General features: G+C 45.7%; 26 protein-coding genes. 5 read left to right on the top strand and 21 right to left on the bottom strand.

What is annotated here, in order from left to right; translation table 11 throughout:
• Positions 1 to 93 precede the first annotated feature (93 nt).
• From FE392_RS15370 to flgB, 12 genes are all read right to left on the bottom strand, one after another.
• On the bottom strand, positions 94 to 1,284 hold the full coding sequence (locus tag FE392_RS15370; protein ID WP_319931094.1) for a hypothetical protein: 1,191 nt from the start codon (positions 1,282 to 1,284) through the stop codon (positions 94 to 96).
• Between the two features lie 501 nt (positions 1,285 to 1,785).
• The gene (gene flgL / locus FE392_RS15365; protein WP_319931093.1) at positions 1,786 to 2,751 is read right to left on the bottom strand and encodes a flagellar hook-associated protein FlgL; all 966 of its coding nucleotides are present in this window, start codon (positions 2,749 to 2,751) and stop codon (positions 1,786 to 1,788) included.
• 96 nt (positions 2,752 to 2,847) lie between these two features.
• Positions 2,848 to 4,488 (bottom strand): flagellar hook-associated protein FlgK, encoded by a 1,641-nt coding sequence (gene flgK / locus FE392_RS15360; protein ID WP_319931092.1) that lies wholly within the window; start codon positions 4,486 to 4,488, stop codon positions 2,848 to 2,850.
• Positions 4,489 to 4,654: 166 nt separating this feature from the next.
• Positions 4,655 to 5,620 carry a flagellar assembly peptidoglycan hydrolase FlgJ gene (flgJ, locus tag FE392_RS15355; protein ID WP_319931091.1) on the bottom strand — a complete coding sequence of 322 codons (966 nt, stop codon included), beginning with the start codon at positions 5,618 to 5,620 and terminating at the stop codon, positions 4,655 to 4,657.
• Positions 5,620 to 6,738 (bottom strand): flagellar basal body P-ring protein FlgI, encoded by a 1,119-nt coding sequence (locus tag FE392_RS15350; protein ID WP_319931090.1) that lies wholly within the window; start codon positions 6,736 to 6,738, stop codon positions 5,620 to 5,622. Before FE392_RS15350 ends, flgJ begins: the two co-directional genes overlap by 1 nt.
• A gap of 15 nt (positions 6,739 to 6,753) precedes the next feature.
• A complete protein-coding gene (locus FE392_RS15345; protein ID WP_319931156.1) occupies positions 6,754 to 7,428 on the bottom strand; it encodes a flagellar basal body L-ring protein FlgH in 675 nt (224 codons plus the stop codon).
• A gap of 202 nt (positions 7,429 to 7,630) precedes the next feature.
• Positions 7,631 to 8,413, bottom strand: a complete 783-nt coding sequence (gene flgG / locus FE392_RS15340) for a flagellar basal-body rod protein FlgG (RefSeq protein ID WP_092507019.1) — start codon at positions 8,411 to 8,413, stop codon at positions 7,631 to 7,633.
• 22 nt (positions 8,414 to 8,435) lie between these two features.
• Positions 8,436 to 9,191 carry a flagellar basal body rod protein FlgF gene (locus FE392_RS15335; RefSeq protein WP_092507020.1) on the bottom strand — a complete coding sequence of 252 codons (756 nt, stop codon included), beginning with the start codon at positions 9,189 to 9,191 and terminating at the stop codon, positions 8,436 to 8,438.
• Positions 9,192 to 9,227: 36 nt separating this feature from the next.
• Positions 9,228 to 10,421, bottom strand: coding sequence for a flagellar hook protein FlgE (gene flgE / locus FE392_RS15330; protein ID WP_319931089.1), 1,194 nt, complete (start codon positions 10,419 to 10,421; stop codon positions 9,228 to 9,230).
• Positions 10,422 to 10,436: 15 nt separating this feature from the next.
• A complete protein-coding gene (flgD, locus tag FE392_RS15325; protein ID WP_319931088.1) occupies positions 10,437 to 11,132 on the bottom strand; it encodes a flagellar hook assembly protein FlgD in 696 nt (231 codons plus the stop codon).
• Positions 11,133 to 11,145: 13 nt separating this feature from the next.
• Positions 11,146 to 11,550 (bottom strand): flagellar basal body rod protein FlgC, encoded by a 405-nt coding sequence (flgC, locus tag FE392_RS15320; RefSeq protein ID WP_092507023.1) that lies wholly within the window; start codon positions 11,548 to 11,550, stop codon positions 11,146 to 11,148.
• A gap of 5 nt (positions 11,551 to 11,555) precedes the next feature.
• Positions 11,556 to 11,972 carry a flagellar basal body rod protein FlgB gene (gene flgB, locus FE392_RS15315; protein WP_319931087.1) on the bottom strand — a complete coding sequence of 139 codons (417 nt, stop codon included), beginning with the start codon at positions 11,970 to 11,972 and terminating at the stop codon, positions 11,556 to 11,558.
• Positions 11,973 to 12,258: 286 nt separating this feature from the next.
• Here flgB and flgA point away from each other — a divergent pair, with 286 nt between their 5' ends.
• The 3 genes from flgA to FE392_RS15300 all read left to right on the top strand — a co-directional run bounded on the left by flgA (position 12,259) and on the right by FE392_RS15300 (position 13,942).
• Positions 12,259 to 12,930: a flagellar basal body P-ring formation chaperone FlgA gene (flgA, locus tag FE392_RS15310; RefSeq protein WP_319931086.1), complete on the top strand. Its 672-nt coding sequence runs from the start codon at positions 12,259 to 12,261 to the stop codon at positions 12,928 to 12,930.
• 245 nt (positions 12,931 to 13,175) lie between these two features.
• The gene (gene flgM / locus FE392_RS15305) at positions 13,176 to 13,475 is read left to right on the top strand and encodes a flagellar biosynthesis anti-sigma factor FlgM (protein ID WP_319931085.1); all 300 of its coding nucleotides are present in this window, start codon (positions 13,176 to 13,178) and stop codon (positions 13,473 to 13,475) included.
• 26 nt (positions 13,476 to 13,501) lie between these two features.
• Entirely contained in the window at positions 13,502 to 13,942 is a 441-nt protein-coding gene (locus FE392_RS15300; protein ID WP_319931084.1) for a flagella synthesis protein FlgN, read from the top strand.
• Positions 13,943 to 14,178: 236 nt separating this feature from the next.
• Here FE392_RS15300 and ddlA read toward each other — a convergent pair whose 3' ends face one another.
• The 3 genes from ddlA to flhB all read right to left on the bottom strand — a co-directional run bounded on the left by ddlA (position 14,179) and on the right by flhB (position 18,791).
• Positions 14,179 to 15,276, bottom strand: a complete 1,098-nt coding sequence (ddlA, locus tag FE392_RS15295; RefSeq protein ID WP_319931083.1) for a D-alanine--D-alanine ligase — start codon at positions 15,274 to 15,276, stop codon at positions 14,179 to 14,181.
• 253 nt (positions 15,277 to 15,529) lie between these two features.
• On the bottom strand, positions 15,530 to 17,647 hold the full coding sequence (gene flhA, locus FE392_RS15290; protein WP_319931082.1) for a flagellar biosynthesis protein FlhA: 2,118 nt from the start codon (positions 17,645 to 17,647) through the stop codon (positions 15,530 to 15,532).
• Positions 17,640 to 18,791, bottom strand: coding sequence for a flagellar biosynthesis protein FlhB (flhB, locus tag FE392_RS15285; RefSeq protein ID WP_319931081.1), 1,152 nt, complete (start codon positions 18,789 to 18,791; stop codon positions 17,640 to 17,642). Before flhB ends, flhA begins: the two co-directional genes overlap by 8 nt.
• Positions 18,792 to 18,869: 78 nt before the next feature.
• On the opposite strand from flhB, the gene FE392_RS15280 reads away from it, so the two are divergent.
• Positions 18,870 to 19,178 carry a hypothetical protein gene (locus tag FE392_RS15280; RefSeq protein ID WP_319931080.1) on the top strand — a complete coding sequence of 103 codons (309 nt, stop codon included), beginning with the start codon at positions 18,870 to 18,872 and terminating at the stop codon, positions 19,176 to 19,178.
• 151 nt (positions 19,179 to 19,329) lie between these two features.
• On the opposite strand, the gene FE392_RS15275 is transcribed toward FE392_RS15280, so the two are convergent.
• A complete protein-coding gene (locus FE392_RS15275; RefSeq protein ID WP_319931079.1) occupies positions 19,330 to 20,706 on the bottom strand; it encodes an alanine/glycine:cation symporter family protein in 1,377 nt (458 codons plus the stop codon).
• A gap of 444 nt (positions 20,707 to 21,150) precedes the next feature.
• On the opposite strand from FE392_RS15275, the gene FE392_RS15270 reads away from it, so the two are divergent.
• The gene (locus tag FE392_RS15270; protein WP_319931155.1) at positions 21,151 to 21,711 is read left to right on the top strand and encodes a recombinase family protein; all 561 of its coding nucleotides are present in this window, start codon (positions 21,151 to 21,153) and stop codon (positions 21,709 to 21,711) included.
• A gap of 248 nt (positions 21,712 to 21,959) precedes the next feature.
• Here FE392_RS15270 and cheZ read toward each other — a convergent pair whose 3' ends face one another.
• From cheZ to FE392_RS15245, 5 genes are all read right to left on the bottom strand, one after another.
• Entirely contained in the window at positions 21,960 to 22,616 is a 657-nt protein-coding gene (gene cheZ, locus FE392_RS15265; RefSeq protein WP_319931078.1) for a protein phosphatase CheZ, read from the bottom strand.
• 9 nt (positions 22,617 to 22,625) lie between these two features.
• Complete coding sequence (gene cheY, locus FE392_RS15260) at positions 22,626 to 23,015, bottom strand: chemotaxis response regulator CheY (protein WP_319931077.1); 390 nt, start codon at positions 23,013 to 23,015, stop codon at positions 22,626 to 22,628.
• Between the two features lie 111 nt (positions 23,016 to 23,126).
• Positions 23,127 to 24,179: a protein-glutamate methylesterase/protein-glutamine glutaminase gene (locus FE392_RS15255; RefSeq protein ID WP_319931076.1), complete on the bottom strand. Its 1,053-nt coding sequence runs from the start codon at positions 24,177 to 24,179 to the stop codon at positions 23,127 to 23,129.
• Entirely contained in the window at positions 24,172 to 25,059 is an 888-nt protein-coding gene (cheR, locus tag FE392_RS15250; RefSeq protein ID WP_319931075.1) for a protein-glutamate O-methyltransferase CheR, read from the bottom strand. The genes FE392_RS15255 and cheR overlap by 8 nt, the downstream gene beginning before the upstream one ends.
• Before the next feature lie 15 nt (positions 25,060 to 25,074).
• Positions 25,075 to 26,691, bottom strand: coding sequence for a methyl-accepting chemotaxis protein (locus FE392_RS15245; RefSeq protein ID WP_319931074.1), 1,617 nt, complete (start codon positions 26,689 to 26,691; stop codon positions 25,075 to 25,077).
• Positions 26,692 to 26,802 lie beyond the last annotated feature (111 nt).

Genomic DNA, 26,802 nt, shown 5'->3' with positions numbered 1-26,802 from the left:
TCTAAATTGAAGCAACCCCATCCCAATAAAAAATAATCACCCATCAAATAAAAAACGTATTAATTTCACTTTCACAACCATCTTATTCCAATATTATTGTTCTCCATTATTATTTGCGTGTACTTCTCTCATTGCATCAGCTATTTCCTCTTCGAGTTTACTATCTGAAAGATCAGTAATGATATTATCTTCATGATAATACCTAATCATCTTTCCACTTACCTCTGGATCTACTATATTAGGTATCACAAATTGACTACCTACAATATTAATATTGTGTTTTTCAGTTGTGGATATTATACCTTTTTCATCTGTTTTAGTCACATAGCCTACATTACCTATATTAGGTATGTAAATTTCCGTGATTTTTCCCCTGCGATTAACCTCAGTTACAAAAGCAATTAGTGGCAATTCACTTCTCCCAACAATTTTACATCTTTTACCATTATTTTTATAATTATTAATAATTTCTATAACATTTTCAATAATATTATCTAGGTGGTTTGTAAGTTTAGCAACATCATCTGCTATTTTATTCTTTACTTCATTGTCATGCTTTTTACGGAGAGGCCCTCCCATTGTATGATCAAGTGCACTTCCCGTTTTCTTAGAAACGGTTTTATATATTTCCTTATTATCGACTTTAAATGCCTCTTTAAATCCTGGCGCAATTTCACTAGCAAATTCTGCTATTGCATTTGAAGCTGTTTCTGTGATTGCTGGAGCTATTTCTTTTAATGCTTCATACGGGGTTTTTAAAAATGCTTCGAATTGCTTGGAAAGGAAGTTTCTAATCATTACCGATAATATTACTGCGGCTATTCCCGTTCCTTTAGATAGATATTTTTTTACATTTTTCTCAAAATTTGAATAGTATTCGTTTGAAGTTGATTCAAGACTGGCTTTATATGCTTGAAATACTTTTTCTTTAGTTTCAACCGCCTGATACATAACTTGACTTTTTATATCATCTAAATTATGGCGAGGAGAATCTAAATCATTTAAAATACCAATAAAGTTAAATAAGAAATACGGTGGCAACTCTTCCCCATGCGTTATTCTCTTGTAAGAACTAATGATATTTTCATATTGGCCTTTAGTCATTGCTACACAAATATCATTTATGTCATATATATTCAACAAGCTAACAATATCAGCAATCTTAATAGGAGAATTAATGCACCTCTTAACAATATTATGTCCTATCTCAACATTATTCCCATTAGGCCCTGATTTCTTTTTATATCTTTTTTTTGTGGCAAATTTATTTTCTTGATGTGGCATATTTATCTCCTAACTACATATTAACTTTAAATATATTGAGGTAACTTTTACATTACTAATGTTTTTCTCATTGATATTTTTCAAACTTCAACAAAGATAATTGATTGTAATAATATAACTTAAAAGCGTAAAATTCAATTTTATATATAAATAGAATATAAACAGATAACAGAAATAGTTACTTATTCATAGTTATCACACATACCAAACTCATTGACATTTAAATACATTGCCTTTACATAACAGTTTATTATGAAGTTAATTCTCTAAATAAATTAAAGGACATTCTCATTCTTAGATATATTTTAGTTTTTAATATTCGATTTTGCATTAATAAAACAATTAACAATTAGTAATTATATACGCAATTAATTTGAAGTTGCAGGAAGCAGAGTATTTTTCCCCGCGTCGCGGAGAAAATATAAATGCATCTTGAAGTACGACGAGTATTTATAGCTGCAGCCCGAACGGCTGCAACTTTAAATCTGAAAGGGTTTTAAATCAGCGGTACATCTCAAATAAAGACATGCCTTTTAAATCAGTAAAGGCTTTGAAAGAGGCTTGCAGTGCGGCTTGTTGCTGGTAGTACTCGGAAATCGTCGCTGTCCAGTCAACATCCACCAGTTCACCTGAACGTACTTTATTGGAGATGCTGCGTTCGCTGCCCAAGGCATCCAACTGTTCCAATTCCTGGAGCTGCAAACCTAATACCGCTTCAGCAGAGGAGAAGTTATTCAGGCTATTGCGAATTCCACGATTAGCTTTATTCATCAGCTCCATCGCTTCATTCTTTTCTTCTTCTGTCGCGCTGCCATAAGGGGCTTTCAGTGCCTTGATCGCCATATCAATGGAGGCGAAAACATCAGATTCACTGTTGGTTGTGCCATCCGGCTCTTTGATCGGATTGCCGGGCTGGGATAGAAAGACTTCCCTGCCAGTATGGGCAATGGTCATTGAACGGTTATCATCCACTTTCTGGGTGATTTTCTCATCACCGCCAACATAGCTGACTTTTCCATCCTCACTGGCCACAAAAGGGGGTTTATCCGTCTTATAGCCAGCAAAGACATAACGGCCGTTACCATCCGTTTTATTGCCCAAATTCAACAGTTGTTGTTTAAAGCCTTCCAACTGTTGTGCATAGGAGGCACGATCCTGAACACTCTGCTCATCTGCCGCTGCAACTAATGTTTCAAATACATTCGTTGTCACTTTCACCATACTTGATGTGATGCTCAACTGTGTTGACATAGCATTTTTGGCAAATATACGGGCAGTGGCGAACTGCTGGTTTTTCGATTCAGATTGAGAAACCATGATGTTTTGTGAAGCAGCCAGAGGATCGTCAGACGGGGTAATCACCCGACGGCCGCTGGAGAGTTGTTCACCCGATTTCATCCACTTAGATTGGGCACCGAAGATCCCATTCATCTTTTGGTCATAGAGTTGATTCGTACTTACACGCACAATCTTATTTCCTTTTTTACCCCCGTCGTGTTTCAAGTTGCCGTAGACAAAGCGGCAACTTGAAATCCAATGGGTATGTCTTTAACTGAATGGTGATTAGCGAATACCCAAGATTGCGTCAAACAAGGTTGTCGCAGTCTGGATGACACGGGCGTTTGCCAGGTAATATTGCTGCAAGCGTTGCAGTTCGCCGTATTCTTCGTCCATGTTGACGCCAGAAATGGATTGGCGAGTTGAACCCAATTTATCGACGATATGCCCTTGCGCTTCAAAACCGACTTTGGCTTTGTTTGCATCGCTACCCACTTTACTGACCAGAGACGCGTATGCACCAGCAAAAGAGGATTTACCATCCACCAAACGTTTGTCCTGCAATTCAAGGAATTTCTTCACATTGCGGTTATCGCTTGGGCCGCCATCTTTAGCGCCTGCGGTTGCCAACTGGGAAGAATCTTTCAAATTGATTTCTAATGTGGCGATGACATTGCTGACAGATTTCAAGGTGTGAGTGTCGTGCTCTTGTGCCTTGGAACTATCGATGGTGACTTTCAGGCCATCAAACTCCAGCGTATCCCCTTTCTTTTCCACCGGAATGATGGCTTTGTCTGATACGCGCTGAACTTTCCAGTCCCCGCCTTCAAATTTGAGGGTGTAGTCACTGGCTTTAACTTTAGTGGTATCTGCATACTCCACTGTGATTTCGGCTGAACCTTGGTTGTTGTTGTTGGACACAATTTCAGGTTTGGCAAAGTTAAAGAAATCAATCCCCTTATCGCCGTTCAGGTCAAAGCCGGCATTCTGTACCTGATTGAATTGATCGGCCATCACCAATGCCAGTTGGTTCAATTCATTGCGGGTTTTATCCACCACTTCCCCGCGCACTTGCAATGCGCCGCCCAACGACCCCCGAGAAATGAATCGTTCATCAATTTCTCTTGTCTCGCCGATGCCATTGTTATAGCCCACAGTAATGCGGCTGCTGTCAGTGCTGGATGGGATCGCTTCCAGACGATAGGATTTGCCACCAGTGACCAGTGTTGTGCCGCCACCAAATGAGACGTTATAAACACCGCCGTCCTGCTGAACGACATTCACGTCGACCAACTGGTTTAATCGATTAACGGCTTCATCGCGCTGATCCAGCAAGGCCAGTGGCTCACCATTGCCTGTGCCGCGCATACGCGTAATTTCTTTGTTCAGTTCCGCGATTTGTTCCGCGTATTTGTTGATCTCTTGAACATTTTGCTCAACTTGAGAATTGATGCTGCCATCTATCTGGCGCAAATATTCATCAGCTTCCTTGAAACGGCTGATCAGACCTTCGGCTTTACCCAGAACGGTTGTTCTGGCTGCACTGTCTTCCGCGTTGCTCTCAACCGTTCCCAGACTTTTGAAGAAATCTTCAATCGTGTTAGACAAACTAGTGTCTTTATCTGCCAACAAATCATTAATTTTGGAGATCTGCTGGTTATACGTTTTCAGGGCAGCATGTTTTGTTTGCGCTGAATTATATTGTTGGCTGATGAATTCGCTGTATTCGCGATTGATAGAGCTGACAACCACTCCGTTGCCCACAAAGCCTACAGGCGACATGGTTCCATTATTCTGCGTCATTACGGTAGTCTGTCGGTTATAGTCCGCACTTTTGGAATTGGCGATGTTATTACCTACTACACCCATTGCCACCTGCGCGGCATTGATACCACTCATGGCAGTATTCATAAGACTATTGGACATGTGTAGATCCTTTTACGTTTTCTTTAAACCTCCAGCGATGGGAGGTCATTCACTGTTACAGTTATCGGCAGGTATCCCTGTTCCTTGAGCAAATATGCCCTTGTTTTCGATGGCGGCCGCTTAAAATTGAGTTATCTAGAAGCGGCCGTTTGAAACAGTTATTTATTTAAAATAAATTATCAAAATCAGAGGAGTAGGCTTTTGCCATTTGATTGCCGGTATTTTTTAACTGCTGGATCAGTGATACGAGTTTTTTGGCATAACCGGGATCGGTGGCATATCCTGCCTCTTGCAAGGAGTGCGCGCCCTGCTCCGCCGTTGTGGATTGTGCGACTTTGGTGTAACGCGGATTTTCTGTCAGTAATTTGGTGTAATCCGTTATCGCTTCAGCATAAGAACCATACACACGAAAACTGTCCTGCATTTTCTTTGGCTCACCATCAATGTATTCCGTTGTCATGATGTTGGTGACCGGCCCTTTCCAATTTTTGCCCGCTTTGATGCCAAACAGGTTATGACTCGGTTTACCATCTGCGGTCAGAATTTCACGTTGTCCCCAACCTGATTCCAGCGCAGCCTGAGCGATGATCAACAAATGCGGGATCCCGCTTTGCTGGCTTGCCAGTTGTGCCGGTAACGAGAGCATGGAAACAAAGTTAGCACTGTTCATTGGCAGTGACCGGGTTTCAGCAGCGCGGTTGGAATACGTTGAAGAAGAACTTTCAGGCATGGCACGGCGTATAAATTGCTCCAGTGCCTGCTTCGGTAATGTGTGTAGAATTTCCTTGTCCAGCGGCATCGGCTGAGTGCCCGCCAATTCACTGGGAGCCGTCTTCGCATTGGAAAACTGTTTGACTATCATGTCAGCAAATCCCAGCCCTTTCTGGGAAAGGTCTTGGGCAATTTGCTGATCGTACATCGAAGTATAAAAGCGTGTCTGGTCACTGCTCAATATGCCATCCTGCGGCAATGAGGAACGCATGCTTTTCAGCATCATCTGGACGAAGACGCCTTCAAGTTGTTGGGCTACTTGCCGTAGCCCTTGTTGTGGTTCCTGTGACAGTTTGGCTTTCAATGAATGCAGCGAATTGAGGTCGTAAGCCGCATTGGGCGTCGTCAGGAAGTCGTTCATTAGATAATCTCCAATTTCGCACGCAGACAACCTGCGCTCTCCATCGCCTGCAAAATCGACATGAGATCTGTTGGGGTGGCACCCAATGCATTCAATGCACGCACGACTTGCGTCAAATTCGCACTGGCACTGAGTTGTTGCAATGCGCCGCCCTGTTCCTGAATGCCAATTCCGGTATTGCGGGTGACGACAGTGTTCCCTCCCGCCAGCGGTGTATTGGGTTGATTGACCGCAGTCTGACGCTCAACCGTGACAGAAAGGCTGCCGTGGGCAATTGCGCAGCTATCCAGCGTAACATTGCGATTCATCACTACCGAGCCTGTACGGGAGTTGAAAATCACTTTGGCGTCACCGGCATCAACACGGATATTCAGGTTCTGCACTTGAGACAGGAATTTAACCTGTTCACTGTTCTCAATCGGCAAACGTAACTGGACAGTCCGGGAGTCCAGCGGTGTGGCTGTTCCTGTACCTTTCAGACGGTTGACTGCATCACTGATTTGCTGGGCCAGACCAAAATCATCATCATTCAGTTGCAGGTTCAATGTGCCTTTCTGACCAAATTGTGTCGGCAATTCACGTTCAATCACAGCACCGTTGGAGATACGGCCTCCCGCAAGCTGATTGATTTTTATGCTATTGCCACCCGCACTTGCCCCTGCACCCCCTACCAGAATATTTCCCTGAGCCAATGCATAGACCTGATTATCCACCCCTTTCAGCGGAGTCATCAGCAACGTCCCGCCACGCAGGCTCTTGGCATTCCCCAACGAAGAAACCACGATATCGATGCTTTGCCCTGAACGTGCAAAAGGTGGCAGCTTGGCTGTCACCATGACGGCAGCGACGTTTTTAAGCTGCATGTTGGTGCCGGGCGGCACGGTGATCCCCAATTGTGACAGCATATTGCTCAGGCTTTGGGTGGTAAAAGGTGTTTGCATGGTTTGGTCACCCGTTCCATCCAATCCAACAACCAAACCATAGCCGATCAATGCGTTATCCCTGACACCTTCAATACTCGTCAAATCACGAATACGCTCCGCAAAAGCGCTGGTAGGCACAAACGCATTGGATAACACCAGCAAAAGTGCAAAAAGGCTGGCGACTAATTTTTTCATCCTGACCATCCTCTTTTAAAACGGTGAGATATTCATAAAGAAACGCTGTAACCAGCCCATATTCTGCGCTTCGTTGATATAACCATCGCCGACATATTCAATGCGTGCATCCGCAACTTGGTTGGAACTCACGGTATTGCTGCCGCTGATAGTGCGCGGATTCACAACGCCAGAGAAGCGGATGAATTCCGTCCCCTGATTGATGGCGATCTGTTTTTCGCCCACCACGTGCAAATTGCCATTCGCCAGCAGTTTATTCACGGTGACAGTAATCGTGCCCCTGAACGTATTGTTGGCATTTGCGCCGCCTTTGCCGCCAAATTCGCTGTTACCTTCCATGCCCAAATCAGTTTTGTCACCACCGATCAATCCCTGTAAGAAACGTGGGGTCAACGCAGCAGCGAATCCTGTTTTGCCGTTGCGGCTGGCATTGGCTGAAGAGTTTTTGCTCGCACTGACGTTTTCTTGCAGGATAATCGTCAGCGTATCGCCGATATTGCGTGGACGGCGGTCTTCAAACAGGGGTTGATAACCGTAATAGACCGGCTGGACAACTTGGAAAACAGAACCATTTGGTGTTGGCGCGGGTGTTTCGGCAGGCTTTGCGGTTGTCTGCCCGTCCACCAGCGGTTTGTGCGGTATATATGCACATCCCCCTAATGTCAGCGCTGACAATGTGAGTACCGCCATAGATATGCTGATACGCCACTTATTTCCCCGGTTTTTCCGTAAACCGGCAGAGTCATAAGCTATATGGTTGTTAGCATGGCTTCCGGCATGGTTCTCGGCAACTGGCATTGTATCCATCTTCTATGCTCTTATGTTTATTGCAGAAATTAGTTTTATCACAAAAACAGTGAGAGAAACGATTCCCCCACTATTTATGATCGGGTTATAACTGAGTCAGTTTTTGCAGCATCTGATCAGACGTGGATACCGCTTTACTGTTGATTTCGTAAGCTCTCTGCACCTGAATCATATTGACCAGCTCTTCCGCCACATTGACGTTGGATGTTTCAACATAACCTTGGTAAAGCAACCCTGCGCCATTGATGCCCGGGGCATTTTCCACCGGAACACCGGAACTGTTGGTTTCCAGATACAGGTTTTCACCGACACTTTCCAAACCGCTTTCATTGATGAATGTGGTCAGCGTCAATTGCCCAACCTGCTGAGGCGCATTTTGCCCCTGCACGTTCACACTGACGATCCCGTCACGGGCAATGCTGATTTTGGTGGCATTGTCCGGAATGATGATCGCCGGAACGACCTGAAAACCGCCCGCAGTCACCAACTGACCATTTTGATCAACCTGGAATGAACCATCGCGGGTATAGCCTGTTGTGCCATCAGGCATCTGGATCTGGAAGAAACCTTGTCCCTTGATGGCGACGTCTTTGCTGTTATTGGTCTGAGCCAAGTTACCTTGACTGTGCAGACGCTCAGTCGCGACCGGACGCACACCTGTACCTATCTGCAAACCCGAAGGCAGGTTAGTCTGTTCAGATGACATCGCACCCGGTTGACGCTCTGTTTGATAGAGTAAATCTTCAAAGACAGCGCGCTGACGTTTAAAACCGTTGGTACTGACGTTTGCCAAGTTGTTGGCAATGACATCCATATTTGTTTGCTGAGCATCCAGCCCAGTCTTGGCAATCCATAAAGATCGGATCATGAATTTATCCCCTGTTCCCGATTCAGCTCATCGCGAGAATTTGGTTAGCCCGCTGTGCATTCTCATCGGAACTGTGTATGACTTTCATCTGCATCTCAAAGCGACGCGCGTTGGCTATCATGTTCACCATGCTTTCTACCGGATTGACATTGCTGCCTTCCAGAACACCCGGCATGATTTTCACTTCTGTACTGGCCGCCAGTTCATTACCCAGTTGCTCTTGAGCCTGTGGCGTCAGATGGAACAAACCATCGTCACCCCGCACCACTTGGTTGGCTTCTGGTTTAACGATTTTCAGTTTGCCAATCTGTCCCAACAAAGTTGGCGGATCGCTGGCAATCAACGCAGAGATAGCGCCATCTGCCGCGATGGTCAGTTCAGCCTGTGGCGGAACATCAATCGGCCCGTTTTCACCCATTAACATGCGCCCCTGCACCATCAATTGGCCTTCGGGTGAAATCTGAATGCTGCCGTTGCGGGTATAGGCTTCCGTTCCATCTTCGAGTTGAACCGCCAAATAGCCGCCTTGTCCGACAGCCACGTCCAGCGGACGCGAGGTATAATTCATTGGCCCCTGACGGCTATCCATGCCGGGAGTGGAGGCAACTGTGAGTGTACGCGTTGGCAGGGTTTCGCCTTCAATCGGTACGGCACGCAACGCAGCAAGCTGGGCTTTAAAGCCCGGCGTTGACGCATTGGCCAGATTATTGGCAGTAACGGCCTGATGCTCCAGCGTTTGTCGTGCTGCGCCCATCGCGGTATAAATGACGTGATCCATAAACTATCTCCAAAAAAAGCGGCCAGCCGGAGCCTGTTAACGCATGCTGACCAGAGTTTGCAGAATTTGATCTTGCGTCTTGATGGTCTGGGCGTTGGATTGATAGTTACGCTGAGCGACGATCATGTTGACCAGTTCTTGGCTCATGTCCACGTTAGAGGCTTCCAGCGCGCCGCTGATGAGCTTACCGAAGTTGCCTGAACCTGCGAGGCCCACAACCGGGCTGCCGGAGGCACCGGATTCCGCCCACACGTTATCGCCTTGTGAAGCCAAACCTTCAGGGTTAGAGAAGTTTGCCAGTACCACCTGACCGAGAGCCAAAGTCTGGGAGTTAGAGTAAACACCATAAATTTTACCGTCATTATCAACCCGGTAGTTGGTGAAATGGCCGGTCGCATAACCATCCTGCTTTGGCGGTGCGATGGAGTTTTGTGCAATGCTCTGCTGCTTGCTGCCATTGAGATCAATGTTGATTTCCGCAGGCGCTGAGCCATTCAAAGCAGCCAAATTAAATTTAAACGCCGGAATCTCTTTCATTTGGCCGCTGGTACTGAATTCTAACTCACCCAGTGCCTGAGGTTCACCGCCAACAGATCTGTCCAGCGCATGAACTGCCCATTTGTTATTTTCTGTTTTAACAAAAAACACATTGATATCATGCTCATTCCCCAAGCTATCAAATGCTTGAAGCGGTGCACTGAAATTAAATGTGTCTTTCTTGTTGGGATCAAATGTGCCGCTGATCGCCGTTTCCATTGAATTCAGATTGGCTTTCAGTTTCATTTCGGTCGTAGCTTTTGCATCCAGCATGTCGGTTGGGATCGAAATCGGCCCGACTGCCCCGCCCTGCTGTACTTCACCGTTGACCGCCGGATAACCGGTCAGTTTCATCCCCTGCATATTGATCAGGTTACGGTCTGCATCCATCTGGAACTGACCATTGCGGGAATAGAAAATATTGCCGTTGGAGTCCTGCATGCGGAAAAAACCGCCCTGTGTGATAGCCATGTCCAACTGGCGGTTAGTCGTGGTGGTTGAGCCATCTTTAAAGTTCTGAACCATGCCAGAAACCTTAACACCCAAGCCCACATCTGAGCCGCTGAAAACGTCCGCGAAAGCAGCGGAGCTGGATTTAAAGCCAAAAGTAGCCGAGTTTGCAATGTTATTACCAATAACGTCCAGGTTACTCGCTGCGGCATTCAAGCCACTAACCGCTTGTGAAAAAGACATATGTCCTCCGTTTAATTAAAGAATCTGACGAACTTTATCCATGGTTACCGTACCCGCCAGCCCTAAATCTAATTTAGTGCCATCCTCACCCCGCGTGACGCCGTTGACTACGGCATAGGTCAGCGGAAGTGTCACTAACGCTTGATTTTGATAGCTTGCGGAAACAGTGAAGCTGTAAGCTCCGTTTTCCACATCCTTGCCATCTGCGTCTTTGCCATCCCATACGAAACTCTGGACACCAGCTTCAAATTTGCCGATATCCAATTCCCGAACTACCGCACCACTCTTATCTTTGATGGTTATTTTCACGTCATCGGCAGGTCGGGTCAGCTCAAAGCCAAATGGCGTTGTGCTAATGCCTTTATCTTCACTGGAGCCCACCAGAATTTTATCGCCGGGCACCATAACACCCCGATTAATCAGCAATGTCGTCTGCATCGCCTGATTGTTGTCCATCTGTCCGACAACAGCTCCCAGTGTTTTATTGAGTTTTTCTACACCCTGAACGGTGCTGATCTGTGCAAGCTGAGTTGTTAACTCATTATTTTGCATCGGATTGGTTGGATCTTGATTCTTGAGCTGGGCGACCAATAAATTCAAGAAATTATCTTTAATATCGTCGCTGCTTTGTGGTTTTGTCTTTGCCCCGGAGGCAAGCTCGCCTACCGTGGTATTATCCAATGAATCATTGATTGAAGCGGTCACTGCCATAATGGAATTCCTGTTACTGACCCAGCGTCAACGTTTTCAACATGATGGACTTAGTGGTGTTAAGCACTTCAACGTTTGCCTGATAACTGCGGGAAGCAGAGATGGTGTTGACCATTTCCCCGACCACATCCACATTCGGCATACGTACATAACCTTTTTCATCAGCCAATGGGTTACCCGGCTTATATTCAAGGCGGAAAGGCGTAGGATCATCCACGACCTCGCTGACCCGAACTCCGCCTATCTCCTGCCCCGCCGGTGCGGCAACGCGGAAAACCACTTGCTTGGCACGATAAGGCTCACCATCCGGCCCGACAATACTATCGGCATTCGCCATATTGCTGGCGCTGACGTTCAGTCGCTGGGACTGAGCGGAAAGCGCAGAGCTGGCAATATCAAAAATACTGAGTAAAGACATTCCCATTATCCTTGTGACTGTAGAACTGACATCATGCTTTTGATCTGCGCATTCGTCATAGTAAGTTCAGCCTGATATTTCAGACTGTTATCTGCGAAATTGCTGCGTTCCATATCCATGTCAACGGTATTTCCATCCATTGCCGTCTGATATGGCACCCTATACAGCAGATCCATCTCCAGACGCTTTTGAGGTTGAATGGGAATATGCCGATCGGATGTCAGAGTCAGCCCAATTCCATTTCCCGTTACACGACCATGTGCCATCGTTTTTTTCAGCTGAGCCGCAAAATCGATATCACGCGCCTGATAGCCAGGGGTATCCGCATTGGCGATATTAGCGGACAGAATTTCCTGCCGCTGATTACGGAGTGCCAGCGCTTCTTGTCGAAATTGAAAGGCGGCATCTAATTTATCGAGCATATTCCTTCCTCGTTTTTGCTGACTACTTATACCCGTCGTCTTTCAAGTTACAGCCTTGTTGGCTGCAACTCGAAATCTAGAGGGTATATTGATAAAACAGTGCTGGGATAAGCTCCAAGCAGCTAACAGAATAAACGGAGAAGAAAAAGCTGATTCGAAGAATAGAAACAAATTGGATTGCTATTTATCCCATTAACGAATAATCAATCGCGTTACACTATTAACATCCAACAGGTACTGAATATGTTTTGAAATCATGGTTCGCTAACAGGGTTAAGGTGGTTAAATGCCGGCATTAAAAACTATCGGGTTTCTTACCTTTTTCCTTAATTTATTTTTTGTCAGTTCTGTCTCTTGGGGGAACAACTTACCGCAATTGATAAGCGACTATTTCAGCCAGATCCATCACACATCAGGCAATAAAGTCAAAGTAGAAATAAAAACGCCTGAACAGCAATGGCCGGATTGTGAACTGCCTGAAATACAGCAGCCAATTGGCAACAAGAATTGGGGAAGCCTTTCCGTTCCTGTAACGTGCGGCCAACAACGACGCTTTATTCAGGCTTATGTCAATGTCACCGGTTCCTATTTAGTCGCTAAGCGAGCCATTAACCGTAGTGCAACCCTGACAGAAAAAGATTTTCACATTAAAACGGGAGCATTGGACAAGCTGCCAAACGACATAATTCGTAACAAAAAGGCCATACAACATGGTATTGCACTTCGTAACATCGCTGCCGGGCAATTCATCACACGCAATATGATCCGGCGTCCTTGGGCAATAGAAGCCGGACAAAATGTGGTCGTTACCGTAGATGGACACCATTTTCAAGTGCGTTACGAAGGAAAAGCGATTAACAACGCCGCGAGTTTTGATAATATTCGTGTTCGCCTGAACTCCGGACAGGTTATTACTGGTGAAGCTCAAGAGAATGGTAGTGTAAAAATGATGTTATAAATGGCTAAAGTTTTATTTCTTCCAGCCGATATAACCAACAGACCATGATTTACAGGCATGCCAGCGGTATATCGCCTGCTACCTATACCCGATGGATTTCAAGATGCAGTGCGACGGCAAGGAAAGGCATCACCTGAAACATGGATAACTATGTGACTGGTGTGTGAGCGTAGCCAACAAAGCTGCAACTTGAAAGACGACAGGTATAAGACAAATAAATAATGCCTGATTAAAGGATTACGATTATGAGTATTGAACGCACTCAACCTCTACTGGCTATTGCTGCTTTACAGCAACGGAATGCCAATGAAGGTGCTCAAAGCACTCGCAGAACTGTGGCTGTGGCAGAAAAAAGTGCCGATACACAGGTTAAACTGAGTGAAGCACAGAAAAAGCTTGTTCAGCCAAGCAGTCAGGATATTGATATCCAGAAAGTACAACAATTGAAAGAAGCCATTGCAAAGGGAACCCTGACAATGGACAGCGGTAAGATTGCCGATGCCCTGTTCAGAGAAGCCCTTGAAAACATGGAATATGATAAATAAACCATCAAAATCATAAAGAGCCATAAATGGAAGAACTTCAACTCTTGCTCGAACAGCAACGCGCACATTTAAATTCGCTTTCTCATACTATGGCAGAAGAGCAGCGCATATTAAGTGAAGGCTTTATTGAAGCGAATCATTTACATCGGGTGACGGAACAAAAAACATTTTTGCTTTCGGCGCTTGATCACGCAGAACGAAAACGTCAGTACTTAAATGAAACGCTGAAAATCAATGCGCCTTATGCCGCCCATGAAAGATTGGCTATATTATGGGAACAAATTAGCCAAACACTTGAGCGCATCCGTGATTTAAATGCGCATAATGGTCTTTTGCTGGATCAACATGTCGAGTTGAACAGTCAAGCGATTGCTTTTCTGAAAAGTCACCACAGCCCTTCTCTTTATGGTGCAGATGGTCAGGCACACCGTAATACGGCGTTATCTGGTCACAAAGTCAGCGTTTGATTTTTTATTGTGATGTCCAGATAGCCATATCTACAGGTTTGTTTGGTTTGTACCCTATGGATTTCGAGTTGCATCGAGGCTGTAAACAGTGGCTGAAGTAAGTGCCGCCAGCAAAGATGCAACTTGAAAAACGATGTGTATATCAGCAAAGATAAGGGGTTTACTTTATTTGCTGTTTAAACAGTTATAAACCCACTTACCTAACCTTCCTGAAAGGGAAAAATCCCTACTACTCGTTAAAATACCGAGCTTTTCAATTGGGCTTCATTTTGGTGGCGTTCTATCGCTAACTCAATAAGCCGCGTGATTAAGTTTGTATAGCTAATACCTGTGGCTCCCCAGAGTTTTGGATACATGCTGATGCTGGTAAACCCTGGCAGCGTGTTAACTTCATTAATCACAATCTGCTCGTCTTCAGTCATAAATACATCCACACGAGCCATTCCCGCACACTCAAGAGCCTCAAATGCTTTTAAGGCCATATTCCGTATACGCTCGCTGGCATCCTGACTCATCTGGGCAGGGATAGCTAGTTTTGCACCGTCACTTTCAATATATTTGGTTTCATAAGAGTAGAAACCGCGGCTAAGTACAATTTCTCCACATACACTAGCTTCAGGATACTCATTGCCCAGCACCGCACACTCAATTTCTCTCCCATTAATGGCTTTTTCTATTAACAATTTGTTGTCAAAAGTGAAAGCCAGATCAAGGGCGATTTCCAGCTCTTCTGGAGTCGTCACTTTGCTGACTCCGACAGAAGAACCTTGATTTGCGGGTTTTATGAATACAGGCATACCTAATTGTGCCTGAATGGTTTCAAAGCTCAGTTCATGACGTTTATGGCGATTAAGGCATATGAAAGGCGCAACCTCTAGTCCTGCATCGCGAAGCAGGCGTTTAGCCACATCTTTATCCATACATACAGCAGAACCAAGTACCCCGGAACCCACGAATGGGAGATTAGCCATGCGAAGTAATCCCTGCAATGAGCCATCTTCTCCCTGCGTGCCGTGCACAATAGGAAAAATCACATCTAATTGTGAAAGCAGTTGAGCGTTTTTGGATTCGATCAGCTGGTTTTTCTGCTGCCCCGGCACAAGTGCAACGTGCCTTCCCGACTGATTTAATGCGATAAGACTAGGGTTATCTGCATTGAGCAAGAACCCGGAAGCCTCGTTTAGATGCCACACACCTTCTTTGTCTATGCCAATAAGGGACACATCAAACTTTTCTTTATCTATAGCTTCAAGGATATTTTTGGCTGATTGAAGAGAGACTTCATGCTCGGAAGATTTCCCTCCAAAAAAGAGTCCCACATGGATTTTGGGCATCTGAATTTCTCCGGCGAATTTGAGAGAAGAAAAAAACTACTGCGATAATAACATATTAGAAATGTTGCTTTCTAATCAGTCTAGCAATCTTTTGATGTATCAAGAATTTTTTTATTGCTGAATGAGACAAAATGTTAGTGGCAGATGTTCAGGTGTTGGGCAAGATATGAATATTCATATCTTGCCCTGTTTAAAACTGGAAATTGAAAATACAGGAAGTTCTAATCGGGGTTAAAACACAACCTACTCAATATTATCTCGCCCCGCCAATAGTCGCGGTCATTCTGATTTGGCGGTTGTCCGTAATTTCAAGGTTGGACAATACAACCAACCGCGGCAATACGCGGCGCAGGAAACGGGATAATAATGGGCGCAGCGCATGGTTGACCAGCAACACTGGCGGCGCTCCCAGCATTTCTTGACGCTCCAAAGCTTCTGCGGCCTGACGTTCCAAGCTTTCCGCCAAGCCCGGTTCTAATCCACCGCCATTTTGCAGTGCCTGAAGCAGCAATCTTTCCAGACTGGTATCCAAGCCAATGACTTTTATTTCATCTGCTCCCGGGAACCATTGCTGGGCGATGGCCCTGCCGAGTGAAATTCGGATCATGGCAGTCAATTCATAAGGATCTTTCTGTACCGGTGCATGTTCAGCCAATGTTTCAATAATGGAGCGCATGTCGCGGATCGGCACTTGCTCTGCCAGCAGGTTTTGCAGAACTTTATGCAAAGTCGTCAAGCTGACAACATCAGGAATGAAGTCTTCCGTCAGTTTTGGCATTTCCTGACTGACACGTTCAAACAATTGTTGGGCTTCTTGTCTGCCGAACAGTTCGCTGGAGTGTTGGGACAGCAAATGGTTCAAGTGAGTTGCAACAACCGTGCTGGCCGCAACAACAGTATATCCCTGTACTTGTGCCTGTTCCCTTAAGCTGTCATCAATCCACACCGCCGCCAAGCCAAAGGCCGGATCGGTTGTTAAATCGCCCTGTAGTTCGCCCACAGCACCGCCCGGATTGATCGCCAGCCAACGCCCCGGATGTGCTTCACCACGGCCAATTTCTACCCCTTTCATCATAATGCGGTAACTGGCCGGCGCTAATTCCAAATTGTCACGGATGTGCACGACAGGAGGCAAATATCCCACTTCTTGCGCAAATTTTTTGCGAATGCCACTGATACGACCCAGCAATTCCCCGTTTTGACGGAAATCGACCATTGGGATCAAACGGTAGCCCACTTCCATTCCCAGTGGATCTTCCAACTGCACATCAGACCATGACGCTTCTGCGGTTTGTTGTTGCTCTTCCACCGCTTTCATCTCTTCGTGTTGTGCCATCAACGGGTTTTTATCTTTACGCAGCAGGAACCAGCCCAATCCCGCCAATGCTGCCGTGAACAGCAGGAACACAAAGTTAGGCATTCCCGGTACCAGACCGAGTAACCCAAGCACGCCAGCACTCAACATCATGACCTTAGGGTTGTTGAAAAGCTGGGTTACCATTTGCTGGCCGACATCTTCATCCGTTGCCACGCGGGTAACGATAACACCCGCCGCAGTAGAGATGATTAATGCTGGCAACTGGGCAACCAATCCGTCACCAATGGTCAGCAATGTATAAGCTTCCGCCGCATCGCCCAGAGTCAGGCCATGTTGGGCAACACCAACAATTAATCCGCCAATGACATTAATCACCAAGATCATCAAGCCGGCGATGGCATCGCCACGCACAAATTTACTCGCACCATCCATTGAGCCATAAAAATCAGCTTCCTGTGTGACTTCGGCACGACGTTTCTTGGCTTCATCCTCGCCGATTAATCCGGCATTCAAGTCGGCATCAATCGCCATTTGTTTGCCGGGCATACCATCCAGCACGAAGCGCGCACCAACTTCTGCAATACGCCCCGCACCTTTGGTGATGACCATGAAGTTAATCAGGATCAGGATAACGAAAACAACGATACCAATTGCAAAGTTACCGCCCACAAGAAAGTGACCAAAAGCTTCCACCACTTGCCCGGCCGCCGCCGAACCGGTATGGCCTTCCATCAGGATGATTCGAGTGGAAGCAACGTTCAGGGAGAGACGCAATAAGGTTGAAAATAGCAGAATAGTCGGGAATGCAGCGAAATCCAGCGTCCGGCGGGTGAACATTGCCACCAGCAAGACCATGATGGAAAGTGCGATATTAAAAGTGAACAACAGATCAAGCAAAAATGGCGGCAACGGCAGTACCATCATCGACAAGATCATCAAGATCAGAACAGGCCCCGCAAGCATTTGCCACTCGGAGCCTTTCATATTCCCCGGTAAAAGATTTCCCGTTGAACGATTTCCCATTAAGCGTAGTAATGAGGCCAGATTAGCCATGACGATTATTTTCTCCAGCAAAATCCAGTGCTGGCGGCACTGGCAGATTTTCAGGTTTCTTCGGTTTCAGGCCACCTTCCTGTTTCCAACGTTTTAATTGGTAAACCCAGGCAAGCACTTCTGCGACAGCAGCATAGAGCGCAGCAGGAATAAAGCCCCCGACTTCAGCATGACGAAACAACGCCCTTGCCAAAGGCGGCGCTTCCAGTAACGGAATGCGATTCTCCGCACCAATTTCTTTTATGCGCAAGGCAATAAGCCCGGCCCCTTTTGCCAGTACTTTGGGGGCACCCATTTTTTTACTGTCATACTGTAAGGCAACGGCGTAATGGGTCGGGTTAGTGACAATGACATCTGCCTTCGGCACATCCGCCATCATGCGCTTACGCGCGGCCGCTCGCTGTTGTTGACGAATTCTTGCCTTTACATGGGGATCCCCTTCTTGCTCCTTAAATTCATCCTTGATCTCCTGACGGGTCATTCTCAATTTTTTCAGATGGCTGCGGATTTGATACAACACATCAAATGCCACCATCGGTATCAACATAAACAAGACAATATAGCTGGCAAAGATCAGCATCATCATGGCATCACTCAATGCCATCAATGGCGGCTGAGCAATCAGATTCAGCATGGCCGGCCAATTCGACCAGATAAACAAGGCAGCACCGCAACCGACCATTGATGCTTTCAAAATGGCTTTAAATAATTCAGCCAACGCATTCATGGAGAATATTTTTTTCAGACCCGAAATCGGGTTCAGCTTTTTCAGATCAAATTTGACGGATTTGGAGCTAAATAACAGCCCCCCCATCAACGTCGGGGCGCCAAGGGCAATCAAGACCAACCCGGCAAAAACGGGCAGCAAGGCAAAAACGGCTTGTTTCAGCAATCGACCGACTTGTTGCACCATCTGTTTATCGTTGCTGACCATATTGTGGTCGAAGTTGAACCCTTCAAATACCATCAATGAAAGTTCATGGGTGATCGACTGCCCGCTCATCCAGAGCAGGCTTACCCCTCCCGCCAACATCAGGATTGAGGTGAGCTCCTTGGAACGCGCAATCTGCCCCTCTTTACGGGCTTTTTCCCGTTTATGGGGCGTGGGTTCTTCGGTTTTTTCGAGATCGCTATCTTCAGCCACGACTTTCCTTGGTGAGCGTTCGTTATTACATGTAAAATTTGCCTTTGGAAAAGAGCAAACAAAATTGTGCTATACCCTATGGATTTCAAGATACAGCGCGACGGCAAGGGAATGACAAATTCGTCGGGAACGAGTTTGCCCAGCCAAAGGCTGGCCTCCGGTGAAAGGCAGAGCCTTTCATTAATCCCCGGGAGCATAGATGACTATGTGACCGAGGTGAGTGAGCGCAGCCAACAAAGCTGTAACTTGAAAGATGACGATAAGCATGACAAAAGCCCAAGAATTCAATGGCGGGAACACTGCGAATTTTGCGGGGGTATTTGGGGAATTATGGTTAGGGCAGCAAAAAAGCCCAATGGCATCATGCTGGCATTTCCAAAGGAATAATTATTCATTTTGATGGTAAAAAGCGGTGAAAAATAGAAAGTGGCTTGTAATCACCACTCCCTATTTTTTCGTTTCTTATTTTTTATTGTTCACTTTTTATTTTCACTTACTGATTTCACTTACTGACATCAATACATTGTTTTTAAAAATATCAATCCGCCTTCATCACAGGCTTAATGTCAATGCTATCCGCGTTAACATCTTTAATATGATCTTTCGTCAGCCTATACACAACCGGGCTGAGCAACGCGATGGCTATCAGGTTGGGAATTGCCATCATTGCGTTGAGGGTATCCGCCAGCAACCAGACAAAAGTCAATGACTGAGTGGCGCCAATCGGCAACGCAATAATCCAGGCAATACGGAAAGGCACGATAGCTTTTGGCCCCAGTAAATATTGGATACATTTTTCACCGTAGAAGCTCCAGCCTAAAATGGTCGTGAAGGCAAAAATCGCCAAGGCCACGGCAACAATATAATTGCCTCCCGGGATGACGGCTGAGAAAGAAGCCGCGGTCAATGTTGCCCCCGTCTGGCCGGACAGCCAGCCGCCCGTAATAATAATGGTCAAGCCGGTTACGGAGCAGACAATAATGGTGTCAATGAACGTTCCCAGCATGGCAATCAGCCCTTGGCGGATCGGGTTTTGGGTTTTGGCTGCGGCGTGGGCGATTGGGGCGCTTCCCATGCCCGCTTCGTTTGAGAATATGCCACGGGCAATACCAAAACGGATCGCCGCCCAGACCGCAGCACCAGCAAATCCGCCCTGAGCCGCGACTGGCGTGAAAGCAGATTTGATGATTAAAGCAAAGGCATCCGGAATGGCAGAAATATTCATCCCCAGCACAATGATTCCGGCACCAAAGTAACCGACTGTCATAATAGGTACTAATTTTCCGGCAACATCAGAAATACGTTTAATGCCGCCGATCAACACAGCGCCGACCAAAATAACCAAAATGCCCGCAGTGATGGCTTTTTCGATGCCAAAATTACTTTCCAGTACATCTGCAACTGAGTTGGCCTGTACCGTATTGCCGATGCCAAAGCCAGCTATACTGCCGAAAAAGGCAAAAAGCGTTCCCAGCCAAACCCATTTTTTCCCAAGGCCATTTTTGATGTAGTACATTGGGCCGCCAACGTAATTCCCTTTTTTGTCGGTTTCACGGAAACGTACCGCCAGCACGGCTTCTGAATATTTTGTCGCCATGCCCACTAAAGCGGTCATCCACATCCAGAACAGTGCACCCGGCCCGCCCATGACAATGGCGGTCGCGACACCCGCTATATTCCCGGTTCCAATTGTTGCTGACAACGCAGTCATCAACGCATTGAAAGGTGAAATCTGGCCTTCGCCCCGTTTTTCATTTTTTTGGAAAAGTAATTTGAAACCCATACCCAGTTTACGGATGGGCAAAAAGGATAGGCGGATCTGCATGAAGATACCAATGCCCAGCAACCCAATTAGCATTGGAATGCCCCATACTACCCCGTTTATTGCACCTAACCATTGTGTAATCTGTTCCATATACACCCTCGGCATTTAACGTAACAAGTTAGCAACAAAATTATTTCAATTAAATAAAGAGTATTTTTGGAAAATAAGCGAGAACTTATTCGCTATTACTGGAAGGAAAAATTAATACTGTGAGTTAAATCACTCGATTTGGTCATGTTTCAATGAGTTAATTAATAAGTGTAATTATTTCATTACTTGTTATGTTACTGCTGTCACATAGCAAACTTTTATCTCGAAATATTATTAATTATTGGTTTTTTGTATCGGCCAAATCAGTATTATCTACATAATAAATAGTCTCTATACGCAATGGATTTCAAATTGCATCGAGGCGACAAGGGAGATCATCCCCGGATCCGTATGTTTATAAAAACGGTGGTCGGGGTGAACGAATTCAGCCAACAAAAAGGCAATTTGAAAGACGAAACGTATAACGTAATTAAAGGATTATCAGTGGCAAAAGTGGGTTACATCAGAGTGTCAACAAATGACCAAAATAGTGATTTACAAAGAAATGCGCTGAACAGCATTAACTGTGAATTTATTTTTGAAGACAGAATCAGTGGAAAAACCGCTAATCGCCCGGGTTTGAAGAGAGCTTTAAAACATCTTCATTCCGGCGATACTTTGGTTGTTTGGAAATTGGATAGATTGGGGAGAAGCGTAAAAAATCTGGTAACGCTCATTTCTGAGCTGCACGAACGGGGGATCCACTTCCAAAGCCTGACTGACAGTATTGATACCAGTACGGCAATGGGGCGGTTTTTTTTCCACGTAATGAGCGCGCTGGCAGAAATGGAACGCGAGTTGATTGTGGAAAGAACCAATGCCGGTCTGGCCGCAGCACGGGAACAGGGCCGAATTGGCGGGCGCCCCGTGATATTTACCGAAGAAGACAGACAGCAGGCCGCCCGATTGCTGGATAAAGGACATAGCCGCAAGCAGTTATCGATTCTTTACAATGTGTCACTCTCTACAATTTATAAATATTTACCCGTAAATTTATTAAGGTGAACAATAAATAATGAGAAGTAAAAAATAAGCAATGAAAAATAAAATGAGGCACAAAAATGAGAAATAAATTGCATTGGGGCTGGCGTTTGGGCCAGCCTCCAGACTCACCCAAACGAGAACAAAACTTTTAAGTTTTGTTCTTTAAGATTCTATTTATAAAAAAGTTACGATTAAAATATTATTTGTAAGCGACTCATTGTTAAATACTATTTGGTTAGCTACTGCTTGTTAAATACTCGCACTCGTTATCAAAACCCTAAACTATCCAGCAAATCATCAACTTGTTCCTGGTTGGCAATAACGCCTGCACCATTTTGGTTGACTTGAGGCCCATTAAGAAGACTATCGTTCTCTTTTTTAGCTTTGACTATCTGGTCAGAGGGCATATTTTCCATCAATACCATAACCAATTGTTTTTCCAGTTCCTGAATGACTTCCATCATCCGTTTGATTACCTGCCCGGTAAGATCCTGAAAGTCTTGAGCCATCATGATTTCAAGTAATTGGGCATTGGTAAATGAGGCATAGTCAGGCACAAGGTTTAGGTAATTCCTTGTGTCCGTTACCAGTGAGCGGGCATCTGTCAAATCCAAATTTTTCGGGTTGGCAAACCACTCATCCCAACGTTCAGTCAAGGATTTTGCAGATGCTTCCAATTCGTTTTGACGAGGCTGCGCTGCTTCAACGCAGTTCAGCACTCTTTCAGCCGCTTGTGCCGTCATTTGGACAACGTAATTCAATCGCTCCCTTGCATCTGGGATCGCCTCAGCCGCCTGAGCAATAGTTTGATCCAATCCCAGTTCACGCAGGCTATCACGCAGCATTCTCGTTAATTGCCCGATACGACTGATTATTTCACTGGTTGGGATCGCCTCATCTCTCGGCATGACTGGATTTTCACTCATTTTGTCTCCTTAGAGCCCCAATTTTTCAAATATTTTATCGAGTTTCTCTTCTAAAATAGCAGCGGTGAATGGTTTCACGACATAACCGCTGGCACCAGCTTGTGCGGCTGCAATAATGTTTTCTTTTTTCGCTTCTGCCGTGACCATCAAAACAGGCAATGCTGCTAATTTTTCTTCACCGCGAATTGTTTTCAACAATTCCAGCCCGTCAATATTTGGCATATTCCAGTCAGAAATAACGAAATCAAATTCAGCAGTACGAAGTTTAGTCAGTGCCTCCGCCCCATCCTGCGCTTCGTCTACATTATTGAAGCCCAATTCTTTCAGTAGATTACGTACAATTCGACGCATAGTTGAAAAGTCATCGACTACCAGAAATCTCAGATCCTTACTTGCCATAAAAACTCCTTGGAATTTCACTTGTCCGACAGCACTTATTTTTTATAAAAACGCATTACGAAACGTATTACAAAAAAATAGTGCTGCAAAAATTAACATCAAATACAACTGCTAAATACGCACCGATTGACCCATGCTGATTTTGGCCAGCATCGTTTTACTGATTTTTTGGAGATCCATCACTTCATCCACAGCCCCCAATTGGATAGCCGCACGCGGCATTCCGAATACCACGCAACTTGTTTCATCTTGTGCCAAGGTATAGGCACCAGCTTGTTTCATTTCCAATAATCCCGCAGCACCATCACTGCCCATTCCGGTCAGAATGACACCCACGGCATTACGCCCTGCATATCTGGCAACAGAGCGGAATAAAACATCAACGGAAGGACGATGCCGATTAACCGGCAAGGCACCGGTTATCATGATTTGGTAATTCGCCCCGCTGCGGCAAAGTTCCATATGGCGATCGCCCGGTGCAATATAGGCATGCCCCGGCAAAACACGTTCGCCATCCTCAGCTTCTTTCACGGTAATTTGGCTCAATTTATTGAGCCTTTCGGCAAATGAGCGCGTGAAACCGGGAGGCATATGTTGCGTTATCAGCAAGGCCGGGCTGGTAACCGGCAATGGTTGCAGCAGGTTTTTGATTGCCTCTGTTCCCCCCGTTGAAGCCCCAACTGCGATCAGTTTTTCACTGGACAGCAACGGCTTGAAATTCAGTGGGGCTGAAACACCAGTGTCGGCTTTGATGGTGCTGACTTTTGCCTGCGCCGCCGCCCGAATCTTTTCAGCAATCAATTCACTGTATGCCAACATGCCATCGCGGATACCGAGCTGGGGTTTAGTGACAAAATCAACCGCCCCCAATTCCAGTGCTTTCAGTGTGATTTCTGAACCCTTTCCTGTCAGGGAAGAAACCATCACAACCGGCATGGGGCGCAACCGCATTAATTTCTCCAGAAAATCAATGCCATCCATGCGAGGCATTTCAACATCCAACGTTAATACCTGCGGGTTGTGTTTTTTGATGAGATCACGGGCAACAAATGGATCCGGCGCGCAATCCACCACTTCCATATCAGGATGACTATTGATAATTTCCCGCATGATTTGGCGCATTAGTGCCGAATCATCCACACAAAGAACAGTTATTTTATTCATGACCCCTCCTTGCCCGACCTACACCGTAAACGGTCTGTCCTTGCAAGTAGAACTCTCGGCTAATTTGAGTGACGTTTTCAGAATGCCCCGCAAAGAGCAAACCGTCTGGTTTTAAGAAATTGACGAAACGGCGCAAGATCCTTTCCTGCGTCTTTTTATCAAAATAAATCATGACATTGCGGCAGAATATCGCATCAAATTTCTCGTCAAGCGCCCAATCAGAATCCAATAGATTCAAGTGCTGGAAGCTGATTAGATCAGTCAGCACAGGGCGCACGCGCGCATAACCTTCAAAGAGCCCCACCCCTTTGAAAAAATATTTTTTCTTTTGGCTTTCGCTGAGAGTCTGCAATTCTTCCAACCGATAAACACCTTGCCGGGCTTTTTCCAGCACACTGGTATCTATATCGCTGCCAATGATTTTTATCCTGTTTGATCTATGCCCCAGTGAATCACACAGAGTCATTGCAATTGAATATGGCTCCTCACCTGTTGAAGCGGCGGCGCTCCAAACACGGTATGTTCCACCATTTTTCCGGCTGGCATGGGCTGCCAGAATAGGAAAATGGTGTGCTTCCCTGAAAAATGCCGTGAGATTGGTGGTCAATGAATTAATGAACAATTCCCACTCTCCGCTATGGATATCGTGTTCCAGAATCGACAAATATTGACCAAAGTTATCTAACCCTAATACACGTAACCGCCTGACTAAGCGGTTATAGACCATTTCACGTTTATTTTTTGCCAGTACAATGCCAGCCCGTTGATAGATAAACTGGCAGATGCGCTCAAATTGCGCATCTGACAAAGCATGCCGCGTGAGCATAAAGCTCAGCGGCGCTGTAGCATCAGAATCTGAAGCTATTAAATTGGATTTCATCTGACCTCAGTGTACTTAATCTACAACATACTCATTGGTCATGTTTGATGCAGAAGCCCCCTGACGCTTGTGTGATGAATTTGCAGGCAGTTCAAATTGTGTCACTGTTTTCACTAACATATCTGCTTTATCTTCAAGTGCTGAGGCAGCAGCCGCAGATTGTTCTACCAAGGTCGCATTTTGTTGTGTGACTTGATCCATTTGGCTGACAGCCTGAGCAACTTGGTGAATTCCACGGCTCTGTTCATCAGAAGCCGCCGCAATTTCAGCCATGAGATCGGTGACTCGATTAACGGATACAACGAGTTCATCCATCGTTTGCCCTGCATCGTTGACCAGCTCTGAACCTTGGCTCACTCGGTGGACAGATTCATCGATAAGTATTTTTATCTCTTTTGCTGCTTCAGCACTTCTCTGTGCCAAATCGCGGACTTCACCAGCCACGACAGAGAACCCGCGCCCCTGCTCGCCAGCACGGGCGGCTTCAACTGCGGCGTTCAATGCCAGAATATTGGTCTGGAATGCAATGCCATCAATCACGCTAATGATGGCGCTGATTTTTTTCGAGCTATTGGCAATTTCATCCATGGTTGCTACAACGCTGGTGGTCAGCTTTCCACCTTTTGATGCAACCTGAGAAGCCGATACTGCCAGCTCACTCGCCTGACGCGCATTTTCTGCGTTTTGCTTAACTGTTACGGTCAACTCTTCCATGCTGGCCGCAGTTTCTTCCAGTGAGGCCGCCTGCTCTTCTGTACGTGACGAGAGGTCTGTGTTGCCTTGTGTAATTTCTTGAATACCGACATACATTTGGTTGGTATTGTCACGCACTGCACCAATTGAAGTGATCAGTGAATTTTGCATATCACGTAACTGTTTGAATATATCACCAATTTCATCATTGGTTGTGACAGCTATTTCTTTATTCAAGCGCCCATCAGCCACATCCTGAAAACACGCTCTCATATTGGCAAATGGCCTGAGAAGATTGCGTTTCAACCACCAATGAGCGGCCAGAGCGACAATAAACACCATTAAAATAGAGCCGAAGAACATCGCAATAGCGGTTTTGTAATAAAGCGCCGCTGCTGCTACCACTTCCACAATATTATTATTGAGGTACTTCATGTAGTTGTTATAGGCAACTTCCATTCGGCTCTGATACGTTTCTGTAGGCTGATCATGGAAAGCCTGAAAATTTCCGCTATAGAGATAATCTTTCAGTTCTTTTAATGCATTAAAGTATTCTTGGTAAGCGAGTTCTATCTCAGTCAATAAAGCATCTCTCTGTTTATTCTCTCCAACTTGTGGCAATGAAATAAACTTGGCGAAATTTCGTTCCGCTTCATTAAGAGAACTTTTAAGCAATGCTTCCATTACGACGATGCGATCTTCCGGTTGCCCCACTTTTTGGGCAAGTGCGATTTTGTTCAGAGTGTTACGTGTTTGTAACAATGCAGCCCAACTCAGCCCAAGGGTATCTCTCCGTTGCGTTCCCAGATCAATTCTCTCAATATATGTCTGGTCTGTATGAATTATTCCCAGAGACAAACCACTCGAAATAATTTGCATTACACAAAACATCATCAATAACAGATACAGGCTGGTTGATATGCGAAGCTTGCCTAACATGTAATCACCTCGTTTAACGGCTGCATAACGCAGCCGCGGTTATATACTCTTCGTCTTTAAAGCTGCCTCTTTGTTGGCTGCACTCATTCACCCCAGTCACCGTTTTGATAA

It is taken from the genome of Xenorhabdus santafensis, from assembly GCF_033949405.1.
Taxonomy (GTDB): domain Bacteria; phylum Pseudomonadota; class Gammaproteobacteria; order Enterobacterales; family Enterobacteriaceae; genus Xenorhabdus; species Xenorhabdus santafensis.
Note: the sequence above shows the minus strand (reverse complement) of the source record. Positions and strands in the feature narration are given on the sequence as shown.